Origin of the sequence: Nostocoides sp. (assembly GCF_035343835.1) — a bacterium.
In the GTDB taxonomy this organism is placed as follows: domain Bacteria; phylum Actinomycetota; class Actinomycetes; order Actinomycetales; family Dermatophilaceae; genus Nostocoides_A; species Nostocoides_A vanveenii.
Genome location: NZ_DAOQZV010000388.1, coordinates 1 through 1,707, shown reverse-complemented (window position 1 = coordinate 1,707; position 1,707 = coordinate 1). Strand labels below are relative to the sequence as shown.

The window sequence follows — 1,707 nt, the reverse complement described above, 5'->3', positions numbered from 1 at the left end:
CGTGGCCCCACCCGCCGTCGCGCCCCCTGGCCGCCCGGCCGCGGGATCGGTGACCCACTCCAGGGGCGCCTCCAGGGCCGTATGCAGTGCCGTCCGCACCCGTGGCCCGCTCGCCTGCCACGACGCCCCGGCCGGCAGTGTCACCACCACCGAATCCGGCTCCACCACCACCTTGGCGAGCGCCCCGGCAGCGAGGAGATCACCCAAGTCCCCGGGGGCCGAGACGAGCTGTCCCTCGGCCGGCATCCGATCGGTGACCACCTGCCAGCGCAGGCTTGCCTCGTCCTCAGGCACGGCCTCGGGGTGCAACGGGATCATCGCTCAACCCTCCGGCAGGCCCGGCAACCCGTCACCCCAGCGCCCCCACGACGGTGCGCGCCAGGAAAGCCATCAGCCACGCCAGCGTGAACATATAGCCGAAGCCGATCAGCGGCCAGCGCCAGCTTCCTGACTCGCGACGAAGCACACCGATCGTCGAAATGCACTGCAGCGCATAGACAAAGAAGATCAGCAGGGCCGCAATGGTTTCGCGGGTGAAGAGCAACTGGCCGGCCCGCGACCCCTCCTCCACCCGCATGCGCGACAACTCGGTGCGCGGCGATTCCGGGTTGGTCGCGGCGCCCACCTGACCCATCGTGGCCACGAATACCTCGCGCGCGGCGAGCGAGGAGAGCACGCCGACATTGATCCGCCAGTCGAAGCCGAGCGGCGCGAAGACCGGGCTCACGGCCCGGCCCACGTCCGCAGCCAGGCTGTGGTCGATGACATAGGCCGCGACCGCCCGTTCGTCGCCGGGGTCCACGCCCGCCTGCTGGAGTTCGGCGCTCCCGCGTACCGGCAGGTTGAGCAACAGGAAGAGCACGATTGTGGCGGCCAGGATGATGTGGGTGACCTTGCGCAGGAAGGATTTGCAGGCGTCCCAGACCGCGAAGACGACACCCCGCAGCCGCGGCACCCGATAGGGCGGCAGCTCCATATAGAAGGGCAGGGCCTGACCGGTCCGCCCGCCCACCTTCTTAAAGAGTGCGGCCGTCAGGAGCGCTGAGACCGCACCGAGCAGGTAGAGCCCAAAGAGCACGCTCCCCTGCGCGCCGAAGGGCCCGACCCGCGCCGACGCGGGCACGAACATCGAGACCAGCAGCACGAAGACCGGCAGCCGAGCAGAGCAGGTCATCAGCGGCGCGGCCATCATCGTCGCCAGCCGGTCACGCGCCGACGGCAGCGTGCGCGTCGCCATGATCCCGGGGATGGCACACGCCACCGACGAAAGCAGCGAGACGAATGCCCGCCCCTCGAGCCCAAAACGCGACATGAAGCGGTCCATGATGAACGCCGCCCGCGACATATAGCCGACGCCCTCGAGCAGCGAGATCATCAAGAACAACAGGGCGATCTGCGGCAGGAAGACGATCACGCCGCCGACACCACCGATGAGCGCGGTCCCGACGAAGTCGGCCAGCCAACCGCCCGGCAGGTGGTGCGCCGCCAGATCGCCCAACCAGCCGAAGCCGCGCTCGATCAGCCCCTGTAGCGGCGCCGCGAGCGTGAAGATCACCTGGAAGAAGGCGAACATCACCGCGAGGAAGATCGCGCCCCCCGCGACGGGGTGGAGCAGGACCGCGTCCAGCCGGCGCGTCCGCTCGTCCGCTCCCGCGGGCACGTATGCCGCGGCGGCCAGCACCGAGTCCGCCCACGCCGCCGCTTCGG

The 1,707-nt window shown here is 70.0% G+C and carries 2 protein-coding genes; both read right to left on the bottom strand.

Translation table 11 applies throughout. The annotated features are described in order from the left end of the window. On the bottom strand, positions 1 to 318 hold a 318-nt coding region (locus tag PKH97_RS16430), incomplete at its 3' end, for a hypothetical protein (protein ID WP_324388681.1). 31 nt (positions 319 to 349) lie between these two features. Then, positions 350 to 1,707: ferrous iron transporter B (locus PKH97_RS16425; protein WP_324388680.1), on the bottom strand; the 1,358-nt coding region annotated here is incomplete at its 5' end.